Source organism: Mycobacterium sp. IDUB_17, assembly GCF_055419465.1.
Window position 1 is genome coordinate 51,193 of record NZ_JBVAXS010000008.1, and the last position, 22,619, is coordinate 73,811.

A 22,619-nucleotide genomic window follows, 5' to 3' on the forward strand; every position below is an offset into this window, starting at 1 on the left:
TCGAAACTGCGTGATCGACGACTATCTGCGTAGCCACGACGGAGTGATTACCCTCGCGCAGGCCAAGCTGGCGGGACTGAGCCAGGACGCGGTCAACCGGAGAGTCCGTTCCGGGAAATGGCTGCGCTGCTCACCAGGGGTGTACTTCGCCGAAGATCGGCCATTCACAGAATCAGCCCGGGTCAGGGCTGCTGTGTGGTCGGCGGGGCCGAATGCGGCCGCAAGCGGACTGGCCGCCGCGTGGTGGCATGAGGTGACGAAGTACCCGCCAGACACGGTTGAGGTCACCATCCCGAGGACGGGGCATCATCCGCAGCGACACGGCGTCCGTCTGCGCCGGCGCGATCTCGATCCCGCCGACATCGTGGAACGCCGCGGGCTGCGGGTCACCGCGCTGCCGCTGACGGTCGTGGAGGCCGCTGCCCGGCGAGGTGGCGGCGCCAAACTCATGGACAGCGCGCTGCAGCGCCACACCGAACTGCGCGACCTCTGGAGAGCGCATCTGCGCAACAAGGGCCGACACGGCTCGCCCGCTGCCCGCAGGTTGCTGATCGCCGCGGCCGACGGCGCCCGCTCGGAAGCCGAACGGCTGCTGATCAAGCTGCTCAGAGAGGCCCGTATCACCGGGTGGAAGGCCAACTACCGCCTGAGCCGATACGTGATCGACGTGGCCTTTCCCGCCCACAAGGTTGCGATCGAAACCGACGGTTGGGCGTTCCACAGCGATCAGGAGGATTTCCAGAAAGACCGCGTCAAGCAGAACGAGATCGCGCTGATGGGCTGGCAGGTGCTGCGATTCACCTGGCTGGATCTGACCGAGTATCCGCAGCGCGTGATCGCCGAGATTCGTTTCGCTATGGAGTGCCGCTCAGGCGCCGCAGCCAGCTTCCGAACGAGTGCCGCACGGTGACCGAACCCATCCGCACGCGACCGCGCACGACGAGGTGCAGCTGATCCGACGGCGGGCTGGTGCGCACTCTGACCGTGGCGCTGCCGGCGATGGCGTTGACGCCGTTGACGTCGGCGGTGGCCGAGGCGGGCACGATGAGCTCCGTCGTGCTGCAGTAATCGTCGACGACGATCTCCACCACGGGTCCGGGCAGCACCGCCGAGGTGAAGTCGAGAGTGGTACTGCACAGCCGGCTTTTCACATGCAGGACGCGCGGCACCGTCCACTGCCCGCGCCGCACGATCGAGGACATCCAGCCGCGCAGTTCCTCTGGCGCCGCCGCGGGCAGGTGCGACGCCGGGACCGCCGGGGGCGACGCGATCGGAAGGTCAGCCACCACCGCGCCCAACTCGCCTCGAGTGCGTGCCGCCAGCGCGGCGTCGTAGCGCTCGCCGAACTCGTCGAGTGTGATCATGCCCTCGGCTACCGCGCGTTCGAGCAGTTGTCCCACTGTCGTGCGCTCGGCGTCTGAGACTCGGAGATGGTCATTCGGGCCTGAGTCCATGCCCCGAGGTTAGGCGAACGACGCCCCGGGTTTCACACCCCGAGCTCCACCACCAGATGTCGGATGCCGGTGTGTCGGTTGCTGCGGGTCCATTCGACGGGCTTGACCAGACGAGCCGATGAGAACCGCCCAAGCAGCTCTTCGAACAGGACGCGAAGCTCCAGCCGGGCCAGGTTGGCGCCGAGGCAGTAGTGGATACCGTAGCCGAAGCCCAAGTGCGGGTTGGGCTTACGTGTGATGTCGAAGGTGTCAGGAGCGGAGAACACCAGTGAATCCCGGTTCGCCGACCCTTCCCAGACCTGCACCTTCTGCCCGGCTTCGATGTCGCAGCCGCCCAGCGACACGGCTCGGGTCGCGGTACGGCGTTTGGACGGCGACGGCGAGGTCCAACGCACCATCTCCTCGATCGCGGTGGGCAGTTCCGCGAGATCCTCACGCAACAACGCCATCTGCGAAGGGTTTTCGATCAGGGCCAGCAGCCCGCCCGCCACGGAGTTACGGGTGGTCTCAGCGCCGGCGCTGAACAGGAGGCTGAAGAACAGGTACAACTCCAGGTCGCTCAACGCGGCGTCCGTTGCGTTGGCCACCACCGACAGCATGTCGTCGGTGGGATCGGCACGCTTGGCGGCGATGAGTTCCTGCCCATAGGTGTACATCCGTGAGCCGGCCTCCTCGGCCGACATCTGCGCCATGGCCGCGGTGCGCGAGCCGCCGAAGTCGAACTGCGGCTCGATCGCATGGAACAGCCAATGCCGTTCGGATTCAGGCACTCCCAGCAGTATGCAGATCATCTGCATCGGCAGTTCGGCGGCCACGTCGACCAGGAAGTCCAGCGGTTCGCCCGGCACCACGTCGTCGAGCAACCGGCGCGTGCGGGCCCGCAGATCGTCTTCGACCCGCCGGATCATCCGCGGGGTGAGCCCGGAGCTGACCAGCCGGCGGATCTCGGAATGCCGCGGGTCGTCCATCATGTTGAGCACCTGCCCGGAGATGGCCAGGTCCTGCAGCAGCGTGCCGCCGTACGGCCGGGCGCCGCCGGTCACCGAGGAGTAGGTCTCCGCATCGCGCAGCACCGCAAGGGTTTCGGCGTGGGTGGCCACCGACCAGAAGCCTTCGCCGTCCGGCGTGTGTTCGGTGGGCTCGTGCCAGTACACCGGGGCTTCGCGGCGATGTGCGGCGAACAACTCGTGAGGGAAGCCGGCAGCGAAGTTGTCCAGGTCGGTGAGATCGGCCGCCAAGCTCACAAGATGGCGCCCGAGGTGTACTTGGCGGCTTCGGGGTAGCGGCTGACCAACTCGTCGACGGCGGCGACGACCCCGTCGACCTGGGCTCCGGCGGCCCCGGTGAAGGCCTGCTTGTCGGCCAGCGCGGCTTCGAGGGCCGCCCGGTCCAGCGGCAGCCGCGGGTCGGCGGCCAGCCGGTCCAGCAGGTCGGGCTCCAGACCGCGCTCACGCATGTCCAGTGCGACGGCAACGGCGTGTTCCTTGATCACCTCGTGCGCGGTTTCGCGGCCCACGCCGGCGCGCACCGCGGCGATCAGGATGCGCGTGGTGGCCAGGAACGGCAGGTACCGGTCCAGCTCACGCTGGATCACTGCGGGGTAGGCGCCGAACTCGTCGAGCACGGTCAGGAAGGTCTCGGTCTGCCCGTCGACGGCGAAGAACCCGTCGGGCAGCGCGACGCGACGCACCACCGAGCAGAACACGTCGCCCTCGTTCCACTGCGCACCGGCCAACTCGGCGGCCATCGAGGCGTAGCCGCGCAGCACCACCTGCAGGCCGTTGACCCGCTCACACGACCGGGTGTTCATCTTGTGCGGCATCGCCGACGAGCCGACCTGACCGGGCGCGAAGCCCTCGGTCACCAGCTCGTGGCCGGCCATCAGCCGGATGGTGTGGGCCAGCGAGGACGGCCCGGCACCCACCTGCACCAGCGCCGAGAGCACGTCGTGGTCCAGCGAGCGCGGGTACACCTGCCCGACGCTGGTGAAAACCTCTGTGAATCCCAGGAATTGGGCGACCCGCCGCTCCAGCTCGGCGAGCTTGGAGGTATCCCCGTCGAACAGGTCGAGCATGTCCTGGGCGGTGCCCATCGGGCCCTTGATGCCGCGTAGCGGGTAGCGGTCGATCAGCTCACGCAGCCGGGTCAGCGCCAGCAGGGTCTCCTCGGCAGCCGAGGCGAACCGCTTGCCGAGCGTGGTGGCCTGGGCCGCCACATTGTGCGACCGGCCGGCCATCACCACGTCGCGGTAGACGACGGAGCGTTCGGCCAGCCGGGCCACCACCGCGACGCCGTGGGCGAACACCAGCTCAAGGGAGCTGCGGATCTGCAGCTGCTCGACGTTCTCGGTGAGGTCGCGGCTGGTCATGCCCTTGTGGACGTGCTCGTGGCCGGCCAGGGCGTTGAACTCTTCGATGCGTGCCTTGACGTCGTGGCGGGTGACGCGCTCGCGCGCCGCGATGGACGCGAGGTCGACGTTCTCCAGGACACGCTCGTAGTCGTCGATCACGCCGTCGGGCACCGGGACACCCAGCTCGGCCTGTGCACGCAGCACGGCGAGCCAGAGTCGGCGTTCGGCGACGATCTTGGCCTCCGGCGACCAGATCGCGACCATTTCGTCGCTGGCGTAGCGGTTGGCCAGAACATTCGGGATCGTCACGAACACACAGCTTACGGCCCGGGCGGGACGACGAATGAGACAGTGGACGGATGTACTTCGTCGGACTCGACCTCGCGTGGGGCGAGAAGAACCAGACGGGTGTGGCTGCCATCGACTCCGGTGGGCGGGTCCTACACGTCGGCGTCGCGCAGGACGACGACGACATCGCGGCGGCCATAGAGCCCTATGTCAGCGGCGACTGCCTGGTCGCCATCGATGCGCCGCTCATCGTGAAGAACCCGACGGGCCACCGGCCGTGCGAGCGGGATCTCAACCGGGACTTCCAGCGGTTCGACGCCGGGGCACGCCCAGCGTTCACCGAGCGACCCGAGTTCAAGCATCCGCGTGGGGCGCGTATCGCGTCGATGCTGGGTCTGGACATGGATCCGTCGTCGCTGTCGAACCGTCGCGCGATCGAGGTCTATCCGCACCCGGCGAGCGTCGTCCTGTTCGGGCTCGACAAGACGCTGAAGTACAAGCGCGGCGCGTTCGGCGACCGTCAGCGCGAACTGCTGAGGTTGATGACGTGCATCGAGGAGCTCGACACGGCAACGCCGAGGCTGCGGGCGAACCGCAATGTCAGCTGGGTCGAACTGCGCAAGCGGATCGAAGCGGCCACCCGACCGGGCCAGCTCGACCGCGACGAGGACCCCGTCGACGCCATGCTCTGCGCCTACATCGCGCTGTACTGGTACCACCGGCCCGAGGACGTGACGATCTACGGCGACTTCGCGTCGGGGTACATCGTCACGCCGTCCCTGCCCGCTGATCGACTCTCCCGACCGCGCCCGGCACCTGCCCGCGAGGAGGCACCCTCGACGGCTGTGGCCGAATACGCTGCCCGGCGCCCGGACCTGGTGGCCGCCACCGACCAGTACCTCAAGCGGGTCACCGGGCTGCTCGACGAGGCGGGCATCAACTACCTGAGCATCACGGCCCGCACCAAGAGCGTCGACTCGTTCGCCGAGAAAGCCAACCGGCGCGCGGTCGACGGCACGCGGATGTACACCGATCCGCTGGTGGAGATCACCGATCAGGTGGGCCTGCGCGTCATCACCTATCTGCGTGAGGATGTCGACGCGGTGGCCAACCTGCTGGCCGAGGAGATGCGGCTGCTCGACGACCAGGACATGGGTCTGCAGACCGCCCGTCAGGGCCGGTGGGGGTATGCGAGCCGGCACCTGCTGTTCGGGGTCGAAGGCGAGCAGTATCCGGCGTCCATCCAGGTACGTACCGTGCTGCAGCACGCGTGGGCCGAGTTCGAGCATGACGTGCGGTACAAGGGTTCGATCCCAGCCGAACACGTCAGCGAACTGGACCGCCGGTTCACGTTGGCGGCCGGGCTTCTGGAGTTGGCCGACCGCGAGTTCACCGAGATCCGGGAACGGCTGCGGCTGACCATGACCGAAGAGGAGGAGGTCGAGTCCGCGGGATTCTCCAGGGACGCGCGCATCGCCACCCCGGTGCTGGCCACCTACCTGGGCAACCGCTTCCCCGATGCCGGCTGGTCGCGCACGGACCACTACAGCTGGATCTCGGGGTTGTTGCTCGAGCTCGGCATCACCTCGCTGGATGCGCTGACGGGCGTGCTGGATTCGGTGGACACCGACGAGATCAACCGGCTGATGGACTACCGCTACCCGCCGGGCGCGGTCCGCCGCCTGGACGACGCGTTGTTGGCCGTCTTCGACGACCGCTACATCGAGCTGGATGGGAACGCGCACCGGATCGCTCTGCTGCAGAACCGGATTGAAAAGCTGCGTAAAGATTCCTAGGGCGCGTCGCCGAGGTGGGTCGGGTCGGTGATGCCTGCCCCACGAATGCCGAGTTGCCGGTTGATCAGCATGGTGATGCCGAACAGGACGATGCCGGTGACGACGAGTGCCAGTGCCAGGATGTACTGCTCGGACGGTCGTCCGGAGGTGGGCAGCACCAGATAGAGCGAGGCCACGAATCCGATGACGGGTAGCGCAGTCGGAGTCTTGAAGTGCCCGCCCTCTTTTCGCACATCGCGACGCAGCACCAGGACCGCCACGTTGACCATGGCGAACACCGCGAGCAACAGCAGCGACGTGGTACCGCCCAGCACCGCGATGGCGTCCTCGCTGGCGAAGGTCGACACGTAGAAGATCAGGCAGAACGCCAGCAATGTCGTGAACGTGATTGCCACCCAAGGGGTGTGGCGCCGCGGGTGCACGACACCCAGCACCGGAGGCAGCACGTGCTGGCGCGACATCCCGTAGATGAGGCGGCTGGCCATCAGCATGTTGATCAGCGCGGTGTTGGACACCGCGAACATCGAGATGAACGGCAGGATGTTGTCGATCGGCAGGCCGGGCGCACCGGCGTGAACCACCTCGACCAACGGGGACTTGCTGGCGGCCAGTGTCCCCACCGGCACCAGCGCGACCGCGATGACCGAGACGAGGACGTAGACCAGTCCCGCGATGCCCAGACCCGATAGCAGCACCTTGGGGAAGATCCGTACCGGATCCTTTGTCTCCTCGGCCATGTTGACCGAGTCTTCGAAGCCCACCATCGCGAAGAACGCCAGGGACGTGGCGGCGGTGACGGCGAGAAACGCGTTCTTGCCATCGGGAGTCTCGAATGCGACGACCCGGCCGAAGTCGACTTCAGCGCTGCCACCGGTGAAGGCCCATAGCCCGACCAGGATCACCAGCAGCAGGCCGGTGATCTCGACGAAGGTGAGAAACACGTTGAGCTTGACGCTTTCGCTGACCCCACGGAGGTTCACCACGGCGATCATGGCCATGAAGAACAATGCGAACGCGATGATGCCGAGCTTCTCCCAACTGGGGGTGTAGTCGAAGTTGACCTCAAGGCCTTTGAAGAAGCTCGCCGCGAAGAAGCGGGAAGCCGTTGAGGCCGAGGTGATTCCGGAACACATCACGATGAACGCCACCAGGAAGGTGACGAACTGGACGCCAAAAGCCTTGTGCGCGTAGAGAGCAGCACCGGCTGCCTGCGGGTACTTGGTGACCAGTTCGAGGTAGCTGAACGCGGTGATGGTGGCGATCAGGAACGCCGCAAGGAACGGAAGCCACGCGGCGCCGCCGACCTCCTTGGCCACCTGCCCGGTCAGCGCATAGACGCCCGTGCCGAGGATGTCGCCGACTACGAACAGTAATAACAGTCCGGGCCCCATCACCCGCTTGAGCTGTGGCTCCTTCGAGGTTGCGGGTTGCGACATTCCCCCTCCATCAGCCGGTCAGACGCGTACCCGCCCGTTCGTCGACGGGCGCCAGCACGTCGATGACGTCGATCAGTGTGGCGCGGGCGCTGGCCCTGGGCCCCTCCCCTTCGTCGACCAACGATGCCACAACGGCCCCGTCGACGGCGCACACCAGCGCGGTGACCAGTTCGGCGCGCACCGAGCGGCCTGAGCGTTCCACCACCTCGACCACGGCGTCGGTGCGCTGCTGCAAGATGCGGCGTTGAATGTCGCGCAGCCCGGGCTGCCGGGCACATGCGATGTAGCGCTCGTAGCGCGAGATCAGTTCCTCGATTCCGCGACGCTCCGTGGATTCCCCGAGCAACAGATCGACAAGGACGTCGGCGGTCGATTCGGCACCGCGACGCCGCCGTGAGAGCGCGGCTACACCGGCGCTGAGATGTTCGGCTTCCTGGGTTCCGATGTACTCGACAGCCTTCGCGATGAGGTCGTCGAGTGAGGAGAAGTAGTACGTCGTGGAGGCCAGCGGGAGGCCGGCACGACGAGCCACGGCCCGGTGCCGGACGGCGTCGAAACCGCCCTCACAGAGCAACTCAGCGGCCGCCCTGACGAGGGCGTACCGCCGACGCTCCCCTTTAGGAGTGACCGCTGCCGTCACCTTTAGCATCGTGCCAGCCGGGCACCCTCCACATCGGGCTTTCGGCCAATCATCAGGCTCTACTCAGGTTTTCCCGGCCGTAATTACCACCGCAACAATGCCACTGGCCGATGCCATTGTCGGGCGATGGCAAGATGGCCCGCATGCCCAACTTGACCCGTCGCGCAGTCCTGCGCCTCGGCGTCGGTGCGGCTGCCGGCGCCGCCGGTGCTGTAGCCCTCGCCTCTGCCCCTGTCTCATCGGCCGGCCCCGCGCCCGCCCCGACGTTCACCAGCGGCTCGTTCGCATCGTCGGCGCGTGGCGGGACGAGCACCAACTGGGCCATCGCGCGGCCGCCAGGACAGACCGGCAAACTCCGGCCGGTGATCGCCCTGCACGGCAAAGGGCAGGATGCCGCCGGCGTGATGGCCGGCGGAGTCGAACAGGGCTTGGCCGAGGCGGTGGCGGCCGGGCTGCCGCCGTTCGCCGTGGTCGCGGTCGACGGCGGCGGAAGCTATTGGCACAAAAGAGCATCCGGTGAGGACTCGGGTGCGATGGTCCTCGACGAGCTGATCCCGATGCTGGCCGATCAGGGCCTGGACACCTCGCGGGTGGGATTCCTGGGCTGGTCCATGGGCGGCTACGGAGCGCTGCTGCTGGGTGCCCGGCTCGGGCCGGCACGCACCGCGGCGATCTGCGCGGTCAGCCCGGCGCTCTGGACGTCATCGGGAGCCGCTGCACCCGGCGCCTTCGACAGCGCAGCCGATTACGCCGCCAACAGCGTCTGGGCTCAGCCCGCGCTGGGATCGATCCCGATCCGGATCGATTGCGGCAACAGTGATCCGTTCTATTCGGCCACAAAGCAGTTCATCGCCGAGCTGCCCAATCCCCCGGCCGGAGGCTTCTCCCCCGGCGGGCATGACGGCAGCTTCTGGAGTTCGCAGCTGCCCGCCGAGATCGCTTGGATGGCACCGCTACTCGTCGCCTAGAGCGTGATCCGCCCTTCAGCCGCGCCCAGACCGATATCGGTGCGGAAGTGGCTGCCCGGCAACCGGATCGACTTGGCGAGCGCGTATGCCGCATCGCGCGCGGCGGGCAGGTCCGCTCCGGTGCCGACCACCGAGAGCACCCGGCCGCCCGAGGACACCACCTCGCCGTCCTCGCGGCGCGCGGTGCCGGCGTGCAGCACCCCGTCGGCTTCCGATCCATGAATGACGTCGCCGACGCGCGGCCGGCCCGGGTAATTCTCCGCGGCCACCACGACCGTCACGGCGTAGCCGTCTTGCCACTGCAGGTCACCGAATGCGGCGAGTTCGCCGGTGGCCGCGGCGTTCAGCAGCTGACCAAGTGGCGAATCAAGCAGGGCCAGAACAGATTGCGTTTCCGGATCTCCGAAGCGGCAGTTGAACTCGACCACAGCCGGACCGTTCGAAGTGATCGCCAAACCGGCGTAGAGCAGACCCGAGAACGAGCTGCCCCGCGCAACCAGTTCTGCGGCAACAGGTTTGACGACCTCGTCGACGATCTGGTTCTTCACCGAATCCGGCAACCAGGGCAACGGGGCGTAGGCACCCATGCCACCGGTGTTCGGCCCGGTGTCTCCGTCGCCGACCCGCTTGAAGTCTTGCGCCGGCAGCAACGGCACGACGGTGGCGCCGTCGACCACGCAGAACAGTGACACCTCGGGACCGTCGAGGAACGACTCCAGCAGCACCGGGTGCCCCGAGTCGAGCAGGCTGGCGGCATGCGCCCGGGCGGCGTCGCGATCGGCGCTGACCACCACGCCCTTACCGGCGGCCAGACCGTCGTCCTTGACCACCCAAGCGGCCTGACCGGCAGGCGGGCCGAAGCGGTCCAGCGCGGCGTCGAGGTGGGCCGGGTTGTCGACGATCTCACTGCTCGCGGTACGCACCCCGGCTGCGGCCATGACGTCCTTGGCGAAGGCCTTCGAGCCCTCGATGCGGGCAGCGTCCTTGCTCGCGCCGAAGCAGGCGATGCCGGCGGCCCGCACGGCGTCGGCCACGCCGAGCACCAGTGGGACTTCCGGGCCGATCACCACGAGGTCGCTTTCCAGGCGCTGGGCCAGTTTCACCACGGCCTCGCCGGAGGTGATGTCGACGTCGTACTGATCGGCGATGGACTGGGTACCGGCGTTGCCGGGTGCCACCGCCAACTCGTCGACCTGCGGGTCGCGGCGCAGGGCCAGCAGCAGGGCGTGTTCACGGGCACCGGATCCGATAACGAGGACGCGCACGGTCGTAGCGTAGCGGGAAACCTGTGGGCATACACTTGACGCCACAGTGTATGGTCGACAGCAGAAATGTGCTCGCCGTCACACGAGGAGATGATCCGGCTTGACCACCATGAGTGCTTGCCCGTTCGGCGCCGGCTACGACTTCACCGATCCCGATGTCCTGCTCCGCGGAATCCCGGTGCGCGAGTTCGCCGAACTGCGCAAGACCGCGCCGGTGTGGTGGAACGAGCAGGATGAATCGATCTTCAATGACGGCGGCTACTGGGTGATCACCCGCCACGAGGACATCAAGACCATCTCCCGCGACGGCGGTGCGGTGTGGTCGACCAACGCCAAGGGCGCCGTCATGCGCCTGCCCGAAGGGGTGACCTCCGAACAACTCGACCTCACCAAGGCGCTGCTGATCAACCATGACGCGCCCGAGCACACCCGACTGCGCAAGCTGGTGTCGCGTCTGTTCACCCCGCGTTCGGTGGCAGCCCTGGAGGAGAAGCTGGCCGTGGCGGCCCGCGACATCGTGGCGGCGGCGGCCAAGAAGGACAGCGGCAATTTCGTCGATGACATCGCGATGAGCCTGCCGCTGCTGGCCATCGCGGACCTGATCGGCGTGCCCGAGGAAGACCGCGAGAAGCTCTTCCACTGGACGAACGCCATCATGAACACCGACGATCCCGATTTCGACGCCGATCCGACGATGGCCAACGCCGAACTGATGGGCTACGCCTACACCATGGCCGAGCAGCGCCGGCAGTGCCCGGCCGACGACATAGTGACGCGACTCGTGCAGGCCGACGTCGACGGAGACTCGCTCGGCGAGGTGGAATTCGCGTTCTTCGTGATCCTGCTGGCCGTGGCCGGCAACGAGACCACCCGCAATGCCATGACGCACGGCATGAACGCATTCCTCGAAAACCCGGACCAGTGGGAGCTTTTCAAACGCGAACGCCCGGAGACCGCGGTCGACGAGATCATCCGCTGGGCCACCCCGGTGCACTGCTTCCAGCGCACCGCCCTGGTCGACACCCAGATCGGCGATGTGACGGTGAAAGCCGGGCAGCGCGTCGGCCTGTTCTACAGCTCGGCCAACTACGACGAAGAAGTCTTCGAGTCGCCCTTCACCTTCGACATCCTGCGCAATCCCAACCCTCACCTGGCTTTCGGCGGCAACGGCGCGCACTACTGCATCGGCGCCAATCTGGCACGGATGGAGATCAAGCTGATGTTCAACGAGATCGCCGATCAGATCCCCGACATCGCCAAACTCGCTGAGCCGCAACGCCTGCGGTCCGGATGGATCAACGGCGTCAAGGACCTGCCGGTCTCCTACCACCGTTGACCGCTGGTTGACCAGCAGCGTGTTCCGTTGGTTGTTCTAGGATTCGCCCATGCGAACGCACGGGTGGTCCGGCTCGGCGCCGGCCACCGATGACGAGGCGATTGCCCGCATCCTGGCCGCGGCCGGGAAGGCGATCGATGAGCGGGGAGCGGACTTCTCGATCGCCGATGTGGCCCGCACCCTCGGCGTCACCCGCCAGACCGTGTACCGCTATTTCCCGAGCACCGACGCTCTGCTGGTGGCGGCCGCGGTCCATGCGGCCGGCGATTTCCTGGACCGATTGGCCGCCCACATCAAAGGCATGACCGATCCGGTGGAGGCGGTCACCGAGTCCATCGCCACCTCCCTGGAGTGGTTACCCGAGGACAAACACATCGGTTTGCTCGTGGCTCCCGGACGCGCGAACGCGCACACGGAGTCGGTGACCTCGGATGTCGCGGTCGACTTTGCCCGGGCCATGTTGCACAAGATGGATGTCGACTGGACCGAGGTGGGATACACCGACACCGAACTGGACGAGCTCGCCGAGCACGTGCTGCGGATCATCCAGTCCTTCGTCATCGATCCTGGCCGTCCACCACGCACGGGAGAAGCGCTGCGCAGCTACCTGACGCGGTGGGTCGGTTCGGCGGTGGCGGGCGGACATGTGGCGTCCGAGAGGCCGCCGGCCGGGGTGTAGAGGCTTTTTGGGCGTCAGCGCCGCTCGAAATGCTGGTAATCGACCGGGTCACGCCAATCCCCGCCCCATCGCCAGCCACGCTGCGCGAAGGTCCGCACCACTACGTCACCATCGCGAATCATCCCCTGGTCCGTACGGGTGCGATCCAGGTACGCCCGCGCAGTGATGGGCTGCAAGTCACCGGAAGCCGAGATGTACGGGTTGATCAGCGGGTTGATGTCGACGGCACGACCGTAGGCGTGCAGTGACCACGATCCACTCGGCAACGGCCGGCAATTGAACGCCGAGGTGTTGTTGTCCTCCATCGACAGCTCGTCGGCAGCACCCGGATAGTTGTCCACCGTGCGCATTTTCTCGATCGGGAATCGCGCCGAGTACAGGTCCCCGAAGATCCCGATCACGTCGCTCACCGCATCGCGGTGAACCACCAGCTCACCGCGATGCGAACGACCATCGAAGCCGATGTACGACAGGGTGATCCGGCGAAGATCGGTGGGCGGCACCGGGCATCCCGGCCGCCAGGTGGCACCCAGCGCGGCAGCGTCCACCGGCTGGACCCGCGCGGGTTGCTCCGGCTTCGCATTGGGCTGCGGGACCTGCGGCACGGTAGCGGCAGGTCGCGGAGCCGGCACCGCATCCGGCGCGCCACCGGCACACGCCGCCGTGCACCCGGTGAACAGGCCTACCACCAGGGCACATACGCGGACGGTTGAGATGCCCACCCCGCGACTGTAGATCGCGAAACTGGAGGCAGACAGTCAGCCCGGGGGCGAAATTAGCGCCCCAGGTGGGGTTTGCCGAGATCTAGACTTGAGACCTCGATCCAGCCGGGGGTGAGCCGTGGGGGCACTCGACGCGTTCTACACGACGTGGTCGCAGGCACGCACCACGTTCGGTGAGGGTGCTCCGACGACGGGCGATGCGTTTGACGACCGATGGCAGGGCACGGTCGCGCAGGCCTACGCCGCCAAGAACGCCGAACATGCCGCCGTCTACGGCAAGCTCGCTGATCTCGATCAGCGCATGGCCGCAGAGGTCACCCGGGCAGCCGGGGTGGTCAGCGCCGGTCGGCAGAATCTCGAACAGACCCGGGATCGAACTGCTGGGCACTGCCTGTCTCATGGCATACCAGATCAGGGACGGCGACCTCGGTGAATCGCACTTTTGCAGCTGTCTTCTGCGGCCTCACGTTGCTGACCACAGCCTGCGCTACGGACTCGTCGACATCACCGTCGCCGGCACGGAGTGATGCTGGACCAGCTGTACTTTCCGTCGAAGAGGTACAAAGTATCTCCGGGATCGCCGGATTTCATGAAGTACCGGAACTGGCCGCTTCCGCCCCTTCTCCGACCCCGAACACCCCAGAAGCGTGTCGTCCGGTGTTCGACCCGCCCGCAGTCTTCGGCACTGACTGGAGGCAGTTCCGCACCGTCGGCTATGCCACGCTGATTGACGCGCCGGCGCTCCCCATCATGGCGGATGTCCGCCAGGCGATTGCTGTCTACCCGGACGTGGCGACCGCACAGGCAACATTTGACCGGCTCGCTGCGGCGGTACCCGGCTGCATCAGGACGGGCACCGGATACTACCGCCGCACAGCGGAGAGCCCCGACCCAAACACCCTGCTACTCAACAGTGAACACGCCGACGGGGCCCACAGCGCCTATCGGCTCACCGGTACTGCGCTGATCAACTCAAACGCGCTCGGCCTCCCAGACAGCGAGCGGGTCGCTCTTGAGGTACTCGATGGTCTCGAACAAGCGGAACACTAGTGGGCGCACAGCGAATGAACATCGTCAGGACCACGCGAACCGCACTGATCGTTGTGTTTCTCTGCCTCTCCCTGGGCGGCTGCGATCTGGTCAGGCAGGCGATGAGGCCGTCGATGGATGTCGACTACAACGACCAGAAGCTCAACGATGGCCTGGAAAGGCTTCTGCATCAACAGAAGTCAGGAAATCTCAGCGACTTCACCAGCTGGGACTGGGACGAGGTGCATCTGTTCCACGAATACTCTGAACGGGAATTCATCGAGGACACCGTCGGCGCGCCGGTGATCAAGAATGATTTCTACGATTCCAAGGCCAGCCTGCTGATCTTCGAGCTCAACGGGAAACCCGTCAAGGCCGCCGGAATCAGCGGCGACTACCTACGCGGTGAGAATTTCCGGGTGACCTGGCCGACCGACGTGATGCTGCGACCGCAAGGCGGGGGATATCTCATGCTGACTGTGCCCGCGAGCTAGGAGACCTTGATGAACCTCATGCAGACGAAGCGTCGGTCCATGTTCGGACTTGCCGCGGTGGCGCTGTTCATGGCTGTTGCCTGCACCTCACCTGACGACGCGGTCGGCCGCACGCTCGGCTCCCGTGCCGAGACCTCGAACAATCCCGAGTTGATCAAAAAGGCAAGCGATTTCGGTGGGGTCGTGATACCGGCGGGAGCAGAGGTGCTGCAAGCCAGCGTAGACGGCGCGATCGACACCAGATATCAACTGGCGCTGAAAATGCCGTCCGCCGACCTGCAGGACCTCCTCGCTGAATCGCATTTCGACAAGCCACTCACCCGGGTCCATCCCCCCTTTGACCCGATCATCGCCGGTCCGCCCCTCGCGAGTTCTCCGTCGGTGGTCGGTGCTCAGGATCGCTATCGCAACGCTGAAGGGAAATCGGTATATCGCAACGTCATCGTTGACGAGCGCGAACCCACTACCCGCTTTGTCCACCTGAGCGTGTACACCACATAGTGACTTACACGACGGTCAACGGCAACGACTTCCGCGGCTCGAACACGAATGACGCACCGCCGCTGAACTTCGTCACCGCAACCTCATCGAATTCCTTTGCCGCGGTCTCGGTTTCGATCACCCGGGCGGTCCATTCCGCATCCGAGCCGATAACCTCGACGGACAGATGCGGGTTGACGGCGGCGACGACAGCCTGCAGCGGCCGGGTCTCGGCCGGCCCGGTCAGCGCCACCCAGGACCCGTCCTCGTGCGCCGGCGAGCGCCGCACCGACACCGTGTCCGGACCGAACTCGGCATCGATGTACGCCGAGGGATTGAACAACGGATGCAGCTCGAGGACCCGCATAGCCCCCTCGATGCCACCGGGCAGATCGAGCGCACGGTGAATACGCTCGGCGCCCAGTCCGGCCACGCCGATCAGCTGCTTGGTGCAGATCTCGGTGGCCAGTGCGGTGTTCGCCCCAGCCCGGGCACCCACCGCGAGAATGAATGACAGGTTCAGTAGGTGCATCTGCAGGCACACCTCGTCGGCGATGCGGACCAGCGCCGAGTGCGAGAACGCCGCGAAGTCGAGGTCCGACACCAGCGGCCCCGAGTAGTCGGACGCCCCCTCGTCGGAGGGATCGATCGGGTCCAGAACCGTTCGCGCAGCCTGGGTCCGGCCGATCACGTCGAGCGCCGGGATGTCATCGACCTCCGGGTACGACTCGTCGATGATCACCGTCCAGGCGCAGTGCGGCTGACGGTCTGCCGGGGTCCGGGGCGGCCGGTGAATCGGACGGACCTGGCACTTACGGTTGGTGGCCAGCGCGGTGGCATCGAAGGTCGGGTCCTCGATGTCGTGGCACATGCCACGCACGTAGTCCTCGCCCATCGGCTCGACGTCGAGCAGCGCACCGCAGTGATCGAGGTGGAACTCGCCGTGCCAGCGGTCATGAATCGTGTAGCGGAAATCCATGAACTGCGGCGGGGCGCCGATGTCGAGCTGCAGTCCTTTGAAAATGGTGATGACGTCGACGCCCTCGTACCGCAGCGCCTTCTGCATCCGCCGGGTATAGATCGGGCTGGACGCCGCCCACTCTTCGATCGCGATCTGGAGCATTTCCGGTCGGCCGAAATTGCTGATGCACCAGGCCATCCCGGACCGGTCGATCATCTGGCCCATGAGCAGCAACTCGGGTACCAGCTTGACCAACTCGTCCCGGGTCAGCGAGGCATACCTACTTGTCATCGAGCTCGCTCCCGGTGTTCATCTTGACCGCGGCGTTCACATTGGCGCGCCGGTCCTCGTCAAGCCCCTTCTCGGCGGCCTTGCGACGCTTGGCCACAACCTTGGACACGGTTCCGTTGAGCCCGGACCCGAGCGGGAAGCCGAGGTACTGGGTGAGGAAAATGGCGATGTCCTTGAGCTCCTCCTCGGTGAACTCACCGTTGAGCAGCGCGGCGTTCACCTGGATCTCGGCGAGATCCTGCGAGCCGACGGCGGTCACCGCGGACAACGTCATCAGCCGCTTCTCACGCATCGACAGTCCGGGCTTGGTCCAGATGGTGCCGAACAAGTGGTCGACGGTCAGATCGAAGTACGGATCCCCTTCGATGTTCGGCATCTCCCAGCCGTAGACCTCGTTCATCTTGGCCAGGCCCTTGGCGCGCAACTCGTCCATCGCAAGTTCTCCTAGTCGTTCTTGTGCGGTACGCCGAGGCCCTCTGCGAGCCGCTGCAAGGCCACCTGGGCCAACGGAAGGTCCACACCCACAACGTCACCCAGGCCGAGGGCCAGGCTCAGATCCTTCTCCCCCAGTCCGCGGGTGTGGGTGAACGCATCGTAGAGCCAGTGGTCCGGGGTCAGCTCGGCCATGTTGTCGCGCACGATGATGGCGCCCGGCCCGCTGGTCAGCGCATCGGTATGACGCACCACCCGACCTAGCGCACCCAGGTCGAGCCCGGCCGCCTCGGCCAGCTTCATCGCCTCGCATGCCGCTGCGTACGAGGTGAAGGTCAGCATGTTGCGGGCCAGTTTCATCCGGGTGCCTGCGCCGGGCTCACCGGCGTGGATCACCATCGAGCCGAACTGCTTGAGCGCCGGCTTGATCCGCTCGTAGACGGGCCGCTCGGCACCGACCATGATGGCCAGCTCACCCTTCTCGGCGGCCGCGCCCCCACCGCTGACCGGGGCATCGACGATGTGAATGCCCTGCGACCGGTACTGCTCGGCCAGCTCGGCCGCGGTGGTGTCGCTGATCGTCGAGTGGATCACGATCACGGTGTCCGGCTTGACCTTTGGCGCCAGGTCCGCGATCACCGAACGCACCTGCTCGTCGTTGAGCACCGTGATGCTGATGATGTCCGCATCGGCAACACCTGTGACGTCGTCCGCCAGCGTCGCGCCGAGCTCCGCGAATGGCTCCATGGATTCGGTGCGCACATCGAATACCGTGAACCCGCCAGGCCATTCGGCCAGGCGCTTGGCCATCGGGGCACCCATGTTGCCCAAACCGATGTAGCCGTATCGCTGCTGAGTCATGACCGGATAATCTGTCCGCCGTCGACGTTGAAGATCTGGCCGGTGATCCACTTGGCCTGATCACTCAACAGGAACAGGCACATCCCGACCAGATCCTCCGGCTGGCCCATGCGGGACAACGGGATTCCCTTGACGATGTCGGCGACCATCTCCTGCGGGGTGGTGGTCCGGTTGGCCTCGGTGTCGATCGGGCCGGGGGCAATCGCGTTGATGCGGATGTTCTGCCCGCCGAGCTCACGCGACAGCTGCTGGGTGAGGCCGTTGATGCCGACCTTGGCCAGGCCGTAGTAGTTGGCGTACAGCCAGGCCGCGGTCGAGGACTGGTTGACGATCGCGCCGCCGCCCCGCTTGGCCATCTTGCGATACACCGCGCGGGTGCACACCAGCGCGCCGTCGAGGTTCACGCTCATGAACTTCTTGTAGTAGTCCCAGTCGACGGTGAGCAGGAAGTCGAGCTTCATGCCGCCGAAGATCGCGGCGTTGTTGACCAGGTAGTCGATGCCGCCGAACTCCGAAAGCGTCTGCGCCGCCATGTCCTTGGCCGAGTCGATGTCGGAGACATCGACCCGCACCGCGAGCGCGTTGCCGCCCTCACCCTTGATGCCGTCGGCGACCTTCTGGGCACCTTCGGTGTTGATGTCGGCCACCACGACCGCCGCGCCCTCACGCGCCAGCGCTTCGGCGTACGCCTGGCCGATACCGCCACCGGCCCCGGTGACGATGGCTACCTTGTTGTCGAACTGTCCCATGTCTATTCCTTTCCGGCCGACTGGCCAGTTATTGCACGGTCTTCGCGAGATTGCGTGTCATAACTGGCCGCTCGGCATCTAGTTGGCCAAAGTCGCGACGCATTTGATTTCGGTGTATTCCTCGAAGCCGGCCAGGCCCATCTCGCGGCCGACTCCGGACTGCTTGTAGCCGCCGAACGGTGCATCGGCCGAGTACCAGATGCCTCCGTTGACGTTGACGGTGCCAACGCGCATCCGCGAGGCCACCGCCTGGGCGCGGGCGTCGTCGCCGGAGAACACGGTGCCCGACAGGCCGTACGGCGAATCGTTGGCGATCCGCACGGCGTCGTCGTCACCGTCATGCGCGATGACGGTCAGCACCGGCCCGAAGATCTCTTCGCGGGACACCCGGGCGTCGTTGTCCAGGCCGGCGATGACGGTCGGCTCGATGAAGAACCCGGTGTCCAGGTCCGCGGGACGCCCACCGCCGCACGCGAACCGGCCGCCCTCCTGCAGAGCGAGATCCAGATAGGACTGCACCCGGTCGCGCTGGCGGGCAGAGATCAGCGGGCCGCACACCGTGCGCTTGCTGTTCGGGTCACCGGGCTTGATCCCGCCCAATGTGGCTGCCGCGGCCTCGACAGCCTCGTCGTAGCGGGCCCGCGGCACCACCAGCCGCGTGGTGATCGCGCAGCCCTGCCCGGCGTGCATGGCCACCGTGAAGGCCGCCATCGAGCAGGCTCCGGCCAGGTCGGCGTCGTCGAGCACCAGGAACGCCGACTTGCCGCCCAGCTCCAGGAACACCTTCTTGAGCGTCAGTGCCGCGTCGGTCATCACCGCACGTCCGGTAGCGGTCGACCCGGTGAACGAAACCATGTCCACCCGCGGGTCTTTGGACAGCAACGCGCCCACCGAGTGATCGCTGGAGGTGACGACGTTGATCACGCCGGCCGGGAAGTCGGTCTGCTCGGCGATGATCTGACCGATGGCCGCGGCCGCCCATGGCGTGTCCGGGGCGGGCTTGAGGATCAGGGTGTTGCCTGCGGCCAGCGCCGGGCCGACCTTGGCCAGGTTGATCTGGTGCGGGAAGTTCCACGGGGTGATCGCGCCGACGACACCGACGGCCTCACGGGCGATCTTGCGGTTGGTCGGGATGCCCTGCGGCGTGGCGTAGCCGAGATCGGTTGTCCACTCGTAGCTCTCGGCAGTGTCGGCCGAGAACGCCAGATCGTCGATCGGACCTTCCAGCTGCGCGCCGGCCGTGAGCATGCGCGGGGCACCCACCTCGGCGATGGTCAATTCCCGTAATTCCTCGACATTTTCGCGCAACGCATCACGCAACTGCCGCAGGCAGCGCACCCGCAGCGCGGTGTTCGTCGACCAGTCGGTGTCGTCGAACGCACGGCGCGCCGCCTCGATGGCATTGCCCATGTCCTCGGTGTTGGCGTCGGCGGCAACGCCGAGCACCTCCTCGGTGGCGGGGTTGACGGTCTCGAATGCTCCGCCACCGCCGGCGACGAGCTTGCCGTCGATCAGCAGTTGACTCTGGCGATCGGCCAGTACCGGCATCGGTGAACTCCACTTCACGAATTCTGGACAACTGTCCGGCTGTCTCGCCTCGAACGATAGCCGCAGACAATGTCGAGCCGCAAGGGCGTACCCCATCGGACCGCAGACGACACCAGAACACGCAGTTCATTATGGCCTTCCACGGTCCACACTTGCCCAACTGCGGCATCGTCCGATAACTTGGACATGTGTCCAGCGATACGGTGTCCGCAGTCACAGAACCAGCTCCGGAGCCAGGCAAGGAGGCCCCGCGCAACCGCCGGCAGGAGGAGACCTTCCGCAAGGTCCTGACCGCCGGAACCGAGATGCTGCGCGAATCGTCCTACGCCGATCTGACGGTGCGTGCGGTCGCCGCACGCGCCGGGGTCGCACCCGCCACGGCCTACACGTACTTCTCGTCGAAGAACCACCTGATCGCCGAGATGTACCTGGACCTGGTCCGCCAGTGCCCGTACTTCACCGACGTGAACGACTCCATGACCACCCGCGTCGACAAGGCGTTGCGTGCACTGACCCTCGTCGTCGCCGACGAACCCGAGGTGGCCGCCGCCTGCACCACAGCCCTGCTGGGCGGCGGCACCGATCCGGCGGTACGCAAGGTGCGGGACCGCATCGGCGCCGAGATCCACAAACGCATCCGTTCGGCCGTCGGGCCTGATGCCGATTCCCGGATCGTCTCCGCCCTGGAGATGACGTTCTTCGGCGCGCTGGTCAATGCCGGTAGCGGCGCCTTCACCTACCACCAGATCGCCGACCGATTGACCTACGTGGTCGGACTCGTCTTGGGAGAAGACAAATGACCTTGAGAGAAGTCGAGCTGATCCTCGACCCGTACGACTACGACTTCCACGAAGATCCGTACCCGTACTACCGCCGCCTGCGCGACGAGGCCCCGCTTTACCGCAACGACGAGCTGAAGTTCTGGGCCCTGTCCCGGCACAAGGACGTGGTCGCCGGATTCCGTAACAGCGTCGCGCTCTCCAACAAGCACGGTGTCGCCCTGGACCCGATCTCACGCAACGACGAGGCCCACCGGGTCATGTCGTTCCTGGCGCTGGACGATCCGGCCCACCTGCGGCTTCGCACCCTGGTGTCCAAGGGCTTCACCCCGCGTCGCATCCGCGAGCTGGAGGGCCGGGTCACCGAGATCGCCGTGCAGCATCTGGATGAGGCGCTGCAGAGCAACAGCTTCGATTACGTCGACGATTTCGCGGGCAAGCTGCCGATGGACGTCATCTCCGAGCTGATGGGTGTGCCCGCAGAGGACCGGGTGCGCATCCGCGCGCTGGCCGACGGTGTCATGCACCGCGAGGACGGTATCGCCGACGTGCCCGAATCGGCCATCGCGGCCTCGGGCGAGCTGCTGGTCTACTACGCCGACATGGTCAAACAACGGCGCAAGCGGCTCACCGACGATCTGACCTCGGCGCTGGTGGAGGCCGAGATCGACGGCGACAAGCTCACCGACGACGAGATCATGGCGTTCCTGTTCCTGATGGTAGTCGCCGGCAACGAGACCACCACGAAACTGCTTGCCAATGCTGCATATTGGGGTTTCAAAAACCCCGATCAGCTGGCCCCGGTGTTCGACGACCACGACCTGATCCAGCCGTGGATCGAGGAGACGCTGCGGTACGACACGTCCAGTCAGATCCTGGCCCGGGCGGTCGTCGAGGACATGACGTTCTACGACACCACGGTCCCGGCAGGAGATGTGCTGGTGCTGTTGGCCGGCTCGGCCAACCGCGACGAGCGGGTCTTCGAAAACCCAGACCAATACCAGATCGGTCGTGACATCGGGTCGAAGCTGGTGAGTTTCGGCAGTGGCGCACACTTCTGCCTGGGCGCGCACCTGGCCCGCATGGAGGCACGGGTGGCGCTGACCGAGTTGTTCAAGCGAATCCGCGGATACGAGGTCGACGAGGCCAACGCCGTCCGCGTCCACTCCAGCAGTGTCCGCGGATTCGCTCACCTGCCCATCGCGGTGTCCCACCGCTGAAGCCCATCACAGTAAAGGCACGTTAAATGGCCCGTTTCGAACCCCATCCCGACCGCCGACCGGCCATCGTGGCCGGCGCGTCGTCCGGCATCGGCGCCGCCACGGCGACCGAACTGGCCGCACACGGTTTCCCGGTCGCCCTCGGTGCACGCCGCGTCGAGAAATGCCAGGAGTTGGTCGAGAAGATCAAAGCCGACGGTGGCGAGGCGATCGCGCTCCCACTCGACGTCACCGACGCCCAGTCGGTCAAGTCATTCGTGCACGGCGCCACCGAGGCGCTCGGCGACATCGAGCTGCTGGTGGCCGGTGCCGGTGACACCTTCTTCGGCCAACTCCACGAGATCAGCACCGACGAGTTCGAGAATCAGATCCAGATTCACCTCATCGGCGCCAACCGCCTTGCCACAGCAGTGCTGCCGGGCATGGTCGAGCGCCGCCGCGGTGACATCATCTTCGTCGGCTCTGATGTGTCCCTGCGGCCGCGGCCGTACATGGGCGGCTACGGCGCCGCCAAAGCCGGCCTGCTGGGCATGGCCAAGACCCTGCAGATGGAACTGGAGGGCACCGGTGTGCGCGCCTCCGTCGTCCATCCCGGGCCCACCAAGACCGCCATGGGCTGGAGCGCGCCGATGGACAAGGTCGGCGAGATGCTGGAGGACTGGGCCAAGTGGGGTCAGGCCCGGCATGACTACTTCCTGCGCGCGGCCGATCTCGCGCGGGCCATCACCTTCGTCGCGGAAACCCCCCGCGGCGGCTTCATCGCCGAACTGGAGATTCAGCCCGAGGCGCCGCTGTCCGACGTCGAGGATCGCCAGAAGCTGAGAGTGGAAGGCTGAGAACG

General features: G+C 66.3%; 24 protein-coding genes. 12 read left to right on the top strand and 12 right to left on the bottom strand.

Annotated elements, in window-relative coordinates; translation table 11 throughout:
• The first annotated feature begins 10 nt into the window (after positions 1-10).
• Entirely contained in the window at positions 11-910 is a 900-nt protein-coding gene (locus ACZYZ7_RS28465) for a DUF559 domain-containing protein (protein WP_463742282.1), read from the top strand.
• On the opposite strand, the gene ACZYZ7_RS28470 is transcribed toward ACZYZ7_RS28465, so the two are convergent.
• Genes ACZYZ7_RS28470 through purB form a run of 3 tightly spaced genes read right to left on the bottom strand, consistent with a single transcriptional unit; the run spans position 855 to position 4,113 of the window.
• The gene (locus tag ACZYZ7_RS28470) at positions 855-1,454 is read right to left on the bottom strand and encodes a DUF1707 SHOCT-like domain-containing protein (RefSeq protein WP_135452453.1); all 600 of its coding nucleotides are present in this window, start codon (positions 1,452-1,454) and stop codon (positions 855-857) included. The genes ACZYZ7_RS28465 and ACZYZ7_RS28470 overlap by 56 nt on opposite strands.
• A 32-nt stretch (positions 1,455-1,486) precedes the next feature.
• A complete protein-coding gene (locus ACZYZ7_RS28475; RefSeq protein WP_210115467.1) occupies positions 1,487-2,698 on the bottom strand; it encodes a cytochrome P450 in 1,212 nt (403 codons plus the stop codon).
• Positions 2,695-4,113, bottom strand: a complete 1,419-nt coding sequence (purB, locus tag ACZYZ7_RS28480; RefSeq protein ID WP_135452449.1) for an adenylosuccinate lyase — start codon at positions 4,111-4,113, stop codon at positions 2,695-2,697. The genes ACZYZ7_RS28475 and purB overlap by 4 nt, the downstream gene beginning before the upstream one ends.
• Positions 4,114-4,163: 50 nt before the next feature.
• Between purB and relZ the strand changes: the two genes are divergently transcribed.
• Positions 4,164-5,888 (top strand): bifunctional ribonuclease/(p)ppGpp synthase, encoded by a 1,725-nt coding sequence (gene relZ / locus ACZYZ7_RS28485; protein ID WP_463742283.1) that lies wholly within the window; start codon positions 4,164-4,166, stop codon positions 5,886-5,888.
• Here relZ and ACZYZ7_RS28490 read toward each other — a convergent pair.
• Positions 5,885-7,324: an APC family permease gene (locus ACZYZ7_RS28490; protein WP_135452445.1), complete on the bottom strand. Its 1,440-nt coding sequence runs from the start codon at positions 7,322-7,324 to the stop codon at positions 5,885-5,887. The genes relZ and ACZYZ7_RS28490 overlap by 4 nt on opposite strands.
• A gap of 10 nt (positions 7,325-7,334) precedes the next feature.
• The gene (locus tag ACZYZ7_RS28495) at positions 7,335-7,973 is read right to left on the bottom strand and encodes a TetR/AcrR family transcriptional regulator (RefSeq protein ID WP_450071148.1); all 639 of its coding nucleotides are present in this window, start codon (positions 7,971-7,973) and stop codon (positions 7,335-7,337) included.
• A 125-nt stretch (positions 7,974-8,098) separates the two neighbouring features.
• On the opposite strand from ACZYZ7_RS28495, the gene ACZYZ7_RS28500 reads away from it, so the two are divergent.
• Positions 8,099-8,932 carry an alpha/beta hydrolase gene (locus tag ACZYZ7_RS28500; RefSeq protein ID WP_450071233.1) on the top strand — a complete coding sequence of 278 codons (834 nt, stop codon included), beginning with the start codon at positions 8,099-8,101 and terminating at the stop codon, positions 8,930-8,932.
• On the opposite strand, the gene purD is transcribed toward ACZYZ7_RS28500, so the two are convergent.
• The gene (gene purD, locus ACZYZ7_RS28505) at positions 8,929-10,197 is read right to left on the bottom strand and encodes a phosphoribosylamine--glycine ligase (RefSeq protein WP_463742284.1); all 1,269 of its coding nucleotides are present in this window, start codon (positions 10,195-10,197) and stop codon (positions 8,929-8,931) included. The genes ACZYZ7_RS28500 and purD overlap by 4 nt on opposite strands.
• A 109-nt stretch (positions 10,198-10,306) precedes the next feature.
• Between purD and ACZYZ7_RS28510 the strand changes: the two genes are divergently transcribed.
• Together ACZYZ7_RS28510 and ACZYZ7_RS28515 are read left to right on the top strand one after the other, a co-directional pair.
• Positions 10,307-11,533 carry a cytochrome P450 gene (locus ACZYZ7_RS28510; RefSeq protein WP_463742360.1) on the top strand — a complete coding sequence of 409 codons (1,227 nt, stop codon included), beginning with the start codon at positions 10,307-10,309 and terminating at the stop codon, positions 11,531-11,533.
• Positions 11,534-11,582: 49 nt separating this feature from the next.
• The gene (locus tag ACZYZ7_RS28515) at positions 11,583-12,212 is read left to right on the top strand and encodes a TetR/AcrR family transcriptional regulator (RefSeq protein WP_450071150.1); all 630 of its coding nucleotides are present in this window, start codon (positions 11,583-11,585) and stop codon (positions 12,210-12,212) included.
• 14 nt (positions 12,213-12,226) lie between these two features.
• On the opposite strand, the gene ACZYZ7_RS28520 is transcribed toward ACZYZ7_RS28515, so the two are convergent.
• On the bottom strand, positions 12,227-12,934 hold the full coding sequence (locus ACZYZ7_RS28520; RefSeq protein ID WP_463742285.1) for a M15 family metallopeptidase: 708 nt from the start codon (positions 12,932-12,934) through the stop codon (positions 12,227-12,229).
• Between the two features lie 118 nt (positions 12,935-13,052).
• Here ACZYZ7_RS28520 and ACZYZ7_RS28525 point away from each other — a divergent pair, with 118 nt between their 5' ends.
• Genes ACZYZ7_RS28525 through ACZYZ7_RS28540 form a run of 4 tightly spaced genes read left to right on the top strand, consistent with a single transcriptional unit; the run spans position 13,053 to position 14,958 of the window.
• On the top strand, positions 13,053-13,367 hold the full coding sequence (locus ACZYZ7_RS28525; protein WP_463742286.1) for an EspA/EspE family type VII secretion system effector: 315 nt from the start codon (positions 13,053-13,055) through the stop codon (positions 13,365-13,367).
• Positions 13,364-13,984: a sensor domain-containing protein gene (locus ACZYZ7_RS28530; RefSeq protein WP_450071153.1), complete on the top strand. Its 621-nt coding sequence runs from the start codon at positions 13,364-13,366 to the stop codon at positions 13,982-13,984. Before ACZYZ7_RS28525 ends, ACZYZ7_RS28530 begins: the two co-directional genes overlap by 4 nt.
• Before the next feature lie 14 nt (positions 13,985-13,998).
• Positions 13,999-14,457, top strand: coding sequence for a hypothetical protein (locus tag ACZYZ7_RS28535; protein ID WP_450071154.1), 459 nt, complete (start codon positions 13,999-14,001; stop codon positions 14,455-14,457).
• A 9-nt stretch (positions 14,458-14,466) separates the two neighbouring features.
• On the top strand, positions 14,467-14,958 hold the full coding sequence (locus ACZYZ7_RS28540) for a hypothetical protein (protein WP_450071155.1): 492 nt from the start codon (positions 14,467-14,469) through the stop codon (positions 14,956-14,958).
• Positions 14,959-14,962: 4 nt separating this feature from the next.
• On the opposite strand, the gene ACZYZ7_RS28545 is transcribed toward ACZYZ7_RS28540, so the two are convergent.
• The 5 genes from ACZYZ7_RS28545 to ACZYZ7_RS28565 form a co-directional block, all read right to left on the bottom strand.
• A complete protein-coding gene (locus ACZYZ7_RS28545) occupies positions 14,963-16,189 on the bottom strand; it encodes a hypothetical protein (protein ID WP_463742287.1) in 1,227 nt (408 codons plus the stop codon).
• A complete protein-coding gene (locus tag ACZYZ7_RS28550; RefSeq protein ID WP_039325318.1) occupies positions 16,179-16,622 on the bottom strand; it encodes a carboxymuconolactone decarboxylase family protein in 444 nt (147 codons plus the stop codon). Before ACZYZ7_RS28550 ends, ACZYZ7_RS28545 begins: the two co-directional genes overlap by 11 nt.
• An 11-nt stretch (positions 16,623-16,633) precedes the next feature.
• Entirely contained in the window at positions 16,634-17,482 is an 849-nt protein-coding gene (locus ACZYZ7_RS28555; RefSeq protein WP_463742288.1) for an NAD(P)-dependent oxidoreductase, read from the bottom strand.
• Positions 17,479-18,231 (bottom strand): SDR family oxidoreductase, encoded by a 753-nt coding sequence (locus ACZYZ7_RS28560; protein WP_135452422.1) that lies wholly within the window; start codon positions 18,229-18,231, stop codon positions 17,479-17,481. Before ACZYZ7_RS28560 ends, ACZYZ7_RS28555 begins: the two co-directional genes overlap by 4 nt.
• A 78-nt stretch (positions 18,232-18,309) precedes the next feature.
• Positions 18,310-19,779 (bottom strand): aldehyde dehydrogenase, encoded by a 1,470-nt coding sequence (locus ACZYZ7_RS28565; RefSeq protein WP_463742289.1) that lies wholly within the window; start codon positions 19,777-19,779, stop codon positions 18,310-18,312.
• Positions 19,780-19,967: 188 nt separating this feature from the next.
• On the opposite strand from ACZYZ7_RS28565, the gene ACZYZ7_RS28570 reads away from it, so the two are divergent.
• From ACZYZ7_RS28570 to ACZYZ7_RS28580, 3 genes are read left to right on the top strand one after another with little or no spacing between them, the layout of a single operon-like run.
• Positions 19,968-20,579, top strand: coding sequence for a TetR family transcriptional regulator (locus tag ACZYZ7_RS28570; RefSeq protein ID WP_135452418.1), 612 nt, complete (start codon positions 19,968-19,970; stop codon positions 20,577-20,579).
• On the top strand, positions 20,576-21,778 hold the full coding sequence (locus ACZYZ7_RS28575) for a cytochrome P450 (protein WP_463742290.1): 1,203 nt from the start codon (positions 20,576-20,578) through the stop codon (positions 21,776-21,778). Before ACZYZ7_RS28570 ends, ACZYZ7_RS28575 begins: the two co-directional genes overlap by 4 nt.
• Before the next feature lie 26 nt (positions 21,779-21,804).
• Positions 21,805-22,614, top strand: coding sequence for an SDR family oxidoreductase (locus ACZYZ7_RS28580; protein WP_450071160.1), 810 nt, complete (start codon positions 21,805-21,807; stop codon positions 22,612-22,614).
• Positions 22,615-22,619: the final 5 nt, after the last annotated feature.